The following is an 8,523-nucleotide window of genomic DNA, read 5'->3' as shown; positions in this document are numbered from 1 at the left end:
GCTGCGATGCATCGCGGCCAGCGCCGCCTGCGCCGGGGACGCGCCGACGTCGTCGGGGCCGACGTTTTCCGCGCCGGCGGTGAGCAACCAGACGGCCCGGCAGCGTGGGCCGATCAGGGCGGCGTAATCGGGTAGACCCGCGTCCGGCCGGCGGGCGATCTGCTCGATCGCCGCGATGGAATCCGGCTCGTCGAGCCTGGGGGCGATGACCGCGACGATCTCGGCCTCGTGCGGTGCGACCACCCGGCAACCGCCTTGCGCACCAACGGCATCGATCAGCCGCTGTTCCAACGCGCGCTGGGGGTCAGCGCCGAAGAACCCGATGTCGGCACCCGCCGCGTTCGAGGGGGTCGCCGGCTGCCAGCTCTCGACCGCGACGGTGAGCGATGGGGCGAGCGGCGTGTCGGTCGGCGGCTCGGGAGCAGCCCAGAGGTGCACGGCCCGCATCGGGGCGTTGGGGAACCCGCGCAGGGGTCGGCCGACACCGCCGGGGATGGTGTTTGCCCACTGGCACCCGGGATCGGCGGTCGCGACGGTCGCGATGTTCTTCGCCAGCACCTCGGTGATGGCGCCCTCGCGGTGGCCCGAGCCGACGACCACGCTGGTCCGCTCATCGATCAGGTCCGCGAGCGGGTACAGCAGCGAGGGATGCGCGGACATTTCGATGAATGTGGTAGCCCCGAGTTGTCGAGCTGTAGTCACCGCCTGATCGAAACGCACCGTGTTGCAGAGGTTTTCATACCAGTATTGGGCGAACCCAACGCCGCTGCCGACCTCTCCACCGAAGGTCGAGCCGACGAATCTGACCGGGCTGTCCTGGAAAGCCGAGCGGGGAACCAGCTCGGTCAACTGCGCGCGCAACGGCCGCAGGACGCTGGTGTGCCCGGGGTAGTCGACGGACAGCTGGTGGGCGAACGTCCCCCGTTCGCGCGCCAGCCGCACGAGGGCCGCCACGGCGTCGTGGTCTCCGGACACCACGGTCGACGAGGGGCCGTTGACCGCCGAGATTTCCAGCCAGTCCGCGGTCTCCCCGATCAGCGACTCGGCCTCGTCGACGCCGGCGCCCAGCACCACCATCGCGTATTGGCCCACCAATTGGTCGACGATGGTGGCGCGGGCTCCGACCAGCGCGACCGCGTCGGGCAACGTGATCGCCGCGGCCACGTACGCCGCCGCGACCTCACCGAGGCTGTGACCGATGGCGATCGCGGGGAGCACACCGTGGGATCGCCATTCCTGGGCCAGGCTGACCGCGTGGGCGAACTGCGCTCCCTGGATTTCGGTCCGCGACCAGTTGCGGCCGACCCCTTCGGTCAGGTAGGGCAACGGGGAGGGCAGTCCCGCGGCGAGGAAGGCCTGCGCACATCGGTCGGCTTCGGCTCGGTATGCCGGAAGTCGTTGATAGGCTTCGGCACCCATCGATTGCCATTGGTTGCCCTGGCCGGGAAACACGAACGCGATGCCCGGCGCAGCCCCGGCTGAGGACCGGGTGAGAAGCGGGTGCTCTTCGCCGCGCGCCAGGGCGGACAGCCCTCCGGCGAGCTCGGCGCGGTCGGCCGCCCGGACCACCGCGCGGTGCCGCCGCACCCGCCGCAGACGCAGCAGGGTCGACGCTATCGCCGCCGTGTCGGCGTCGGTCCGGTCCAGATAATCCAGGATCGCTCGGGCGTCGTCGACGATCAGCTCGTCGTCGTGCGCGGTGAGCAACACGGGTGTGCGGCCGTCGGGCAGTGGGGACGTGAGCATCACGCGACCTCGGGCAGGGAGACGATCACGTGTGCGTTGGTGCCGGCGATGCCGAACGCCGACGCCGCCGCGATCCGTTGGCCGCCGACCGCCGACCACGGGGTCAGGGTCTTCGCCAGGCGCAAACCTTGGCTGTCCCAATCGATTTCCGGGCTGGGGTCCGCCGCGTGCAGGGTCGCGGGGATAGCACCATGTTCGGCCGCGACCACCACCTTGGCCAGGCCGAGCGCCCCGCTGGCGGCCAGGGCGTGCCCGACGTTCGACTTGACCGAGCCGAGCAGCGCGCCACCACCGGGCGCCGTGTCACCGTAGGTTTGCGCCAGCGACCGCAGTTCCGTGCGGTCGCCGAGGCGGGTGCCGGTGCCGTGGCCCTCGACCATGCCGACCTCGTCCGGCCGGATCCCGGCCTGCGTCATGGCACGCCGGAACAGGCGGAGCTGGGCATCCCCGCTGGGGGCGCTGAGCCCGGCGCTGCGGCCGTCCTGGTTGACGGCGGTGGCGCGGACCTCGGCCACCACCTCGTGCCCGGCGCGCAGCGCGGCCGACTTGCGTTGCAGCACAAACATCGCCGCGCCCTCGGCCCACACCGTTCCGCTGGCCTGCGCGCTGTAGGGGCGGCAGTGGCCGTCGTCGGAGAGCGCGTGTTGCTTGGAGAACTCCACGAAGAACCCGGGCGAGCCCAGCACGTTCACCCCGCCGGCCAACGCCAGGTCGCAGTCGCCGTTCTCGACCGACCGCACCGCGACATGGAATGCGGCCAGCGCGGACGCACACGACGAGTCCACCGTCAGCGCCGGCCCGGTCAGCCCCAGCGTGTAGGCGACTCGGCCGGAGATCACGCTCAGGGCGGTGCCCGCGAGCAGGTGGCCGCTGTGCTGGGAGAAGTTGGCCATTTGCGGCCCGTATCCGGTGGCCGAGGCACCGACGAAGCAGCCCACGTCGTGCCCGGCCAGGTCGTCGGGATTGATGCCGCTGTTCTCCAACGCGCGCCAGCAGACACGGAGCACGACGCGTTGCTGGGGGTCCATCGCGACGGCCTCCCGCGGCGAGATTCCGAAGAACTCCGGGTCGAAGGTTGTTGCCCCCGAGAGGAATCCACCGCGATCATGGATTTCCTTGAAGCCGCTCCGCCGTGAGCCGGCGAGCAGCTCGCTCACCTGCCAACCACGGTCGGTGGGGAATGGACCGAGCGCTTCACGACCGGCCGACAACAACTCCCAGTACTTCTCGGCGGTGTCGATGCCGCCGGGTGCTTCGAGCGCCATGCCGACGATCACCACCGGATCGGACGCGCCGTTGCGGTCAGGCATCGGCGTTCACCCGTTCGGCCACGGCGTCGATGTGCTCGTCGAGGTAGAAATGGCCGCCGTCGTACAGGAACAACTCGAAGTCGCCCGCGGTGTGGTTCTGCCAGAGCCGCAGCGTGGCCGGATCGACGCGATGGTCGTCGCGCGCCCCCAATACCCGGATGTCGGCGCGGATGCGCACATCGGGGGCGCACTCGTAGCGATTGATCGCTTGATAGTCGGCGCGCACGGCGGTGGTCAACAGCTCCGCGAACTCTTCGTCGGCCAGCAGCTCGGGGTCGGTGCCGCCGAGATCGGCGATGTCGGCGAGCAATTCGTCGTCGGTGGTGGGCAGCTCCGGCATCGCGGCGACCGCGGACGGCGCGGGACCGGCCGAGACCCATAAGCGCTGCACGGCGGTGTCATGCGATTCGGCGATCCTGGCGAACTCGAACGCCACGACGGCGCCCATGCTGTGACCGAAGAGCCGAAGCGGCGCGATGCGACTCCACGGCCCGGCGTCGAACAAGCCCTGGGCGAGGTCGTGCACCGTGTCGGGGGCCGGGTGGCTGAACCGGTCCGCGCGCTGCGGGTACTGCACGATATAGACGTCCCCGCCGGACGCCAGCGCGGCCGCCACCGAGCGATAGCTCGCGGCGGCGGCCCCGGCGTGCGGAAACACGACGATCGTGTGGCCGCGCCGGCTCCCGTTCCGACCGGGCACCCGCTTGATCCAGGATGCGAAGTCAGTAGGCATGCTCAGCACAGGGTCGGATGTCATTGCGTCGTCTCGGTTTTCACGCTTTGGCGACTGGCCGACAGCACCGTGGCGGCGTCCAGCTGGATGACTTCGAGGTACAGCTCGGCAACCTGATCCAGCCGCGCCTCGTCCCGCTCGCGTTCGGTGAGCAAATTCGCTAGTGCCGCTACGGTTCGGGTGGCGAAGATGTCGGCGACCATGAGATTCGGGGTGTCCAGCCAGGTCCGGATACGGCCCACGGCCTGGGTGGCCAGCACCGAGTCGCCGCCGAGTGCGAAGAAGTCGTCGTCACGGCCCACCCGGTCCGTGCCGAGGAGGTCGCCAAGCAGCGTGGCGAGGGCGGATTCCAGCGGCGTCGCCGGGGCGCGGTAGCCCGGCTGTTCGGCCACCGACACCGCGGCGCCCAGGTCGCGCGCGACGGCGCGGCGGTCGATTTTCCCAGCAGGGGTGAACGGGACACGATCCACCAACGCGAAATGCCGCGGAATCATGTGCGCGGGAACGAGTTCGGCCATCAGGTCCGCAAGCCGCTCGGTGCTCAGCTGAACCCCGCCGGCGGCTTCGGGGCAGACGGCGGCGGCCAACACGTCGGATCCACCGGGTCCGGGGAGCAGGGCGGCCACCGCGATACCCACCCCGGGCAGTCGGCGCAACGCGGCCTCGACCTCACCGAGTTCGACGCGATATCCGCTGATCTTGACCCGGTGATCGGCCCGCCCGACGAACTCGAGCGTGCCGTCGGGCCAATACCTGGCCAGGTCGCCGGTGCGGTACCACCTGCGGCCCCCCTGCTCGACGAAGCGCTCCGCGGTGAGATCGGGGCGCCCGCGATAGCCGCGCGCGACGCCTCGGCCCGACACCCACAGCTCGCCGGCGACCCAGTCGGGGCAGTCGTCACCCGCCTCGTTGACGACGCGGCAGGCGTTGTTGGTCAGCGGCACCCCGTAGGGCAGCGCGGTCCAGTCGGGCGGCAACTCGTCAGGATCGGCCACTTCGAAAATCGTGTTGTGGATCGGGGTTTCGGTTGCGCCGCCCAAACCGGCGAACCGCAGGTTGGGCGCCTCGGCCCGCAGCCGGCGGGCCAACTCCGGACGCACCCAATCACCCCCGGTGGGAATCACCCGCACGGACGACAGCCGGCCGCGCCCGACTTCGATCAGCATCTCCAGCCAGCCCGGCATGAAATGCAGCACGGTGACCCGGTGGGCTTCGATGAGCCGGGCCCAAGCGTCGGGGTCACGGCGCTGCGCTTCGTCGACCACCACTATCGACCCGCCCGTCCGCAAGGTTACGAAGATGTCCATCACCGAGATGTCGCCCTCGAGCGTGGACAGGGCCAGGCATCGATCCGCCGGGCCGATCTCGAAGTGGCGGCCGACGAACTCCACGGTGTTCATCGCGGCGTCGTGCGTAACCTCGACCCCCTTGGGTTCCCCGGTCGAGCCCGAGGTGAACAAGACGTAGGCCAAGTCGGCGGGATCGACTCTGGCCAAGCTGGTCTCGGTGGCCGCGGGGGTGTCGCGCAGCACATCGGCGAGGCAGAGCTCGGGCACCGGCAGGCCAAGCCGCTGCCCGCCGCACACCACGGCGAGGCGCACGGCGCCGGTGTGCACGATGCGCTCCGCGCGGTCGCGCGGCTGGTCGACGCCGATCGGCAGGTAGACCGCGCCGATGCTGAGGATGCCCAGCAGCGCCGGCACCTGCTCGGCGGTCTTGGGGCCCATTACCGCGACCGTGTCGCCGGCGCCGACACCCGCCGCACGCAACGCGGCGGCCACCGCCAGCGCCTGATCGCGCAGCTGCGCGTAGCTGAGGTCCCCCGAGCCGGCGAATATCGCGGGCGCATCGGGCCGTTGCTCGGCTTGCCGGAAGAACCCGTCGTGCAACGCTTCTCCGCTGGGTTCAGCGGTGCGGCCGTTGACCGCGTCACGCACCGCGCGCTGGGCGTCCGGTAGCGGCGGCGGCCCGATTGCCTCCCAACTGTCGTCGGCGGAGGCCAGCCTGAGCAATTCGTCGATGTGGTAGGCGAACATGGCGTCGACGACCCCGGGGGCGCAAACCCCCTCGCGGACATCCCAATTCACCAGCACACCGCCATCGAACTCGGTGACCTGAGCATCGAGCAGCACCTGCGGACCCTGGGAGATGATCCACGCGGGGGTGCCGAATTGGGCGGTGACGTCGCGGCTGAACAACTCACCGAGTCCGAGCGCGCTGGTGAAGACGACCGGCGCCAGCACCTGCGTGCCGCGATGGCGGCTGAGGTCCCGCAGGACCGACAGCCCGGGATAGGCGGAGTGGGCGGCGGCGGACCGCATCGCGTCCTGCACTGCCCCCGCCCGCGCCGCCGGAGTCCGCGCGCCGGTGAGGTCGACGTCGAGCAGCAGAGACGAGGTGAAATCGCCGACCACCGCGTCGACATCGGGGTGCAGCGACTGACGGCCGAACAGCGGCACGTTCAGCAGAAAGCGTGCGGAGGTAGACCAGCGCGCCAGGGCGTTGGCGAAGGAGGCGGCCAGCGCCATCGCAGGAGTGACCCCACGGGCCTGGGCGCGGGAAAACAGCGCGTCACGGGTGTCGGGATCCAGCCAGTGCCAGACCCGGGTGCTCCTGCGCGAACCGCGGTCGCCGGTGGTGGGGAGCGTCGGCGGCTCGGGCAGTTGCGGGATGCGCTGCGCCCACCACTCCCGGGCCGCGTCGCGGACCGGCTGCGGCCGCGCCTCTTCCGCCTCGATCGCGTGGCGGTACTGACGGTAGGTGTAGCTCAGCGCGGGCAGGTCGTGACCGATATACAGGGCGGCGAGGTCGGCCATCAATGTGCGATAGCTCATCGCATCGGCGGCCTGCATGTCCAGATCGACGTGCAGGCGCGAGCGCTCCGCGGGCAGCCGCGTCAGGGCGAGCTCGAACACCGCGCCGTCGAGCTGCTGGTGCGATTTGGCGTCGCGCATGGCGGCCAGCCGCTGCTCGACCCCCGTGGCGTCCAGGTGGCGCAGGTCCTCGATCCTGACCGGGAATTCACTCCCGGGTGCCGCGATGCGCTGGGTGCCGTCGGGCAGGAACTCAACCCGCAGCATGGGGTGGCGCCGGGCCAGCCCCGTGGCGGCCTCGCGCAGCCGCGCGGGATCGATGGGGCCGCCGTCGAATTCGACGTAGAGATGTCCGGCCACCCCACCCAGCTGCTGGTTGTCCTGGCGCCCGATCCACATCGCGTGCTGCATCGGAGCCAGCGGAAAGGGCTCGCCGGCAGCCGAGGCCGCCTCGGCGGCAGCCTCCCGGTCGGCAGGGTCGGGCGGCGCCTCGACGGTCACCAGCTCGGCCCAGGCCTCGACCGTGGGAGTCTCGGCCAGCGTGGCGAAATCGACCGGGACGCCCTGACGACGCCACCGGCCCGCCAGGGTCATCATCCGGATGGAGTCCAGGCCCTGGCCGATGAGGTTGGCGCTTGGGTGGACGTCGTCGACACCGACGCCCAGCAGTTCGGCTACCTCTGCCCGGACGTCGTCTGCCGAGCGCGCCGAGGCACGCACCACGAAACCCTCCCTGAATTAGCACAGGCTGCCCTAAGTTGTGGTTACCCTATCCTTACCCACGGATCGCCGCTACTACGCCCCCCGTCTGAGGACCACGATGACCGCGAACACACGGCAACCCCCGGCCGGGGCCCTCGAAGGGTTCGTGCCGTTCCCCGCCGATCGCGCCGCCGCCTATCGGGCGGCCGGCTACTGGGCCGGCCGAACTCTGGACACCATCCTGAGCGACGCCGCGCAGCGCTGGCCCGACCGGACGGCCGTGCTCGACGCCGCGGACGGGGCCGGCTTGAGTTATGCCCGACTCGATGACCAAGCCGGCCGCGCCGCCGCTGGACTGCGGGCGCTCGGCATCGAGCCCGGCGACCGGGTGCTGTTGCAACTGCCGAACGGTTGCCAGTTCGCGGTGGCGCTCTTCGGGCTGCTGCGGGCGGGCGCCATCCCGGTGATGTGCCTACCCGGCCACCGGGCGGCCGAATTGGGGCACTTCGCCGCCGTCAGCGAGGCCACCGCGTTGGTGATCGCCGACGCGGCAAACGGTTTCGATTATCGCGTCATGGCGCGCGAGCTCGTCGCGGGCCATCCGACGCTCGAGCACGTCATCGTCGACGGCGAGCCGGGCTCGTTCACCTCGTGGACCCGGCTGTGCGATCAGGCCGCCGCCCCGCCCCCGGCGCCACCGGCCGATCCGGGATCGCCCGCCCTGCTCCTGGTTTCGGGCGGTACCACCGGCACTCCCAAACTCATCCCCCGCACCCACGATGATTACGCGTTCAACGCGACAGCCAGCGCGCAGGTCTGCCGGCTTACCGCCGACGACGTCTGCCTGGTCCTGCTGTCGGCGGGCCACAACTTCCCACTGGCCTGCCCCGGGCTGCTCGGTGCCATGACGGTGGGCGCCACCACCGTGTTCGGCACCGATCCGAGCCCCGAGGCCGCCTTCGCCGCCATCGAACGCCACGGCGTCACGGTCACCGCTCTGGTGCCGGCCCTGGCCAAACTGTGGGCACAGGCCTGCGAGTGGGAGCCGGTGACGCCCAAGTCCCTGCGGCTCTTGCAAGTTGGCGGGGCGAAACTGGAGCCTGACGACGCCCGGCTGATCCGCGCCGCATTGACTCCGGGACTCCAGCAGGTGTTCGGCATGGCGGAGGGGCTGCTGAACTACACCCGCCCGGACGATCCGCCCGACGTCGTCGACCAC

Annotated in this window: 5 protein-coding genes; 1 reads left to right on the top strand and 4 read right to left on the bottom strand. The window is 70.8% G+C overall.

Annotation, left to right across the window (positions count from 1 at the left end; genetic code table 11):
• From A5695_RS14780 to A5695_RS14765, 4 genes are all read right to left on the bottom strand, one after another.
• The coding region (locus A5695_RS14780; RefSeq protein WP_156749658.1) for an acyltransferase domain-containing protein at window positions 1–1,746 on the bottom strand (1,746 nt) is incomplete at its 3' end.
• A complete protein-coding gene (locus A5695_RS14775) occupies window positions 1,746–3,056 on the bottom strand; it encodes a polyketide synthase (RefSeq protein WP_068083162.1) in 1,311 nt (436 codons plus the stop codon). The genes A5695_RS14775 and A5695_RS14780, both read right to left, overlap by 1 nt.
• Window positions 3,049–3,789 (bottom strand): thioesterase II family protein, encoded by a 741-nt coding sequence (locus A5695_RS14770; protein WP_197515501.1) that lies wholly within the window; start codon window positions 3,787–3,789, stop codon window positions 3,049–3,051. Before A5695_RS14770 ends, A5695_RS14775 begins: the two co-directional genes overlap by 8 nt.
• A gap of 20 nt (window positions 3,790–3,809) precedes the next feature.
• Window positions 3,810–7,325: a non-ribosomal peptide synthetase gene (locus tag A5695_RS14765; RefSeq protein ID WP_068083157.1), complete on the bottom strand. Its 3,516-nt coding sequence runs from the start codon at window positions 7,323–7,325 to the stop codon at window positions 3,810–3,812.
• 97 nt (window positions 7,326–7,422) lie between these two features.
• On the opposite strand from A5695_RS14765, the gene A5695_RS14760 reads away from it, so the two are divergent.
• Window positions 7,423–8,523, top strand: a 1,101-nt coding sequence (locus A5695_RS14760) for an AMP-binding protein (protein WP_068083154.1), incomplete at its 3' end; no start/stop codon positions are given.

It is taken from the genome of Mycobacterium sp. E1747, from assembly GCF_001667775.1.
In the GTDB taxonomy this organism is placed as follows: Bacteria; Actinomycetota; Actinomycetes; order Mycobacteriales; family Mycobacteriaceae; genus Mycobacterium.
Note: the sequence above shows the minus strand (reverse complement) of the source record. Positions and strands in the feature narration are given on the sequence as shown.

Coding starts and splice junctions, on each gene's coding strand:
- A5695_RS14775 (WP_068083162.1), bottom strand. CDS start 3,056: ATGCCTGACCGCAACGGCGCGTCCGATCCGGTGGTGATCGTCGGCATG.
- A5695_RS14770 (WP_197515501.1), bottom strand. CDS start 3,789: ATGCCTACTGACTTCGCATCCTGGATCAAGCGGGTGCCCGGTCGGAAC.